Annotated in this window: 1 protein-coding gene; it reads left to right on the top strand. The window is 58.0% G+C overall.

Features of this window, described 5'->3' with window-relative positions:
* On the top strand, positions 1–370 hold a 370-nt coding region (locus ACOYQJ_RS26245), incomplete at its 5' end, for a transposase (protein ID WP_422908823.1).
* Between the last annotated feature and the right edge of the window lie 235 nt (positions 371–605).

Genomic DNA, 605 nt, shown 5'->3' on the forward strand with positions numbered 1-605 from the left:
TCCGGGTATTGGCCCCATCACGGCCAGCGCCTTCGTCGCGTCGCTCCCGGATATTACAGACTTCAAATGTGGCAGAGATTTATCCGCATGGATTGGTCTCACGCCCAAGCCGCATTCGTCGGGCGGTAAAGAACGCCTGGGACGCATTTCGAAAATGGGGAACCGATACCTGCGTCGTCTGCTGTATTTGGGTGCGTTGTCACAGGTCAGTGCTCGCAGACGCGGTCAGCCCGGTGACGACTGGCTGTGGAACATCATTCAGCGCAAGAAGCCCAAACAGGCTGCCATCGCACTGGCCAACCGAATGGCCCGAACGCTCTATGCCCTGCTGAAGACCGAAACCGAATTCGACCCGGCGAAAGCCGCTTAACTGTAAAACGGGCCACGAGGCCCCGACGAGAAGGCAAGTGCATCGTGAGATGATGGCAATTGACGGACATATCGTGAAGGACACCCTGTTCGGACCGGAGCACGTAAAAGTGCGCGCCATTGATTGGGACCAAAGCGACCGCGGAATTCATCAAGGCGCGCAGCACCGCTGCAACTCAGACGCCGTATACATGGCCGCACCCGACCAAACGCCAGAACCAACCGATCAACCCTTG

The sequence above is a fragment of the Pacificoceanicola algae genome, from assembly GCF_049341065.1.
Lineage (GTDB): Bacteria > Pseudomonadota > Alphaproteobacteria > Rhodobacterales > Rhodobacteraceae > Pacificoceanicola.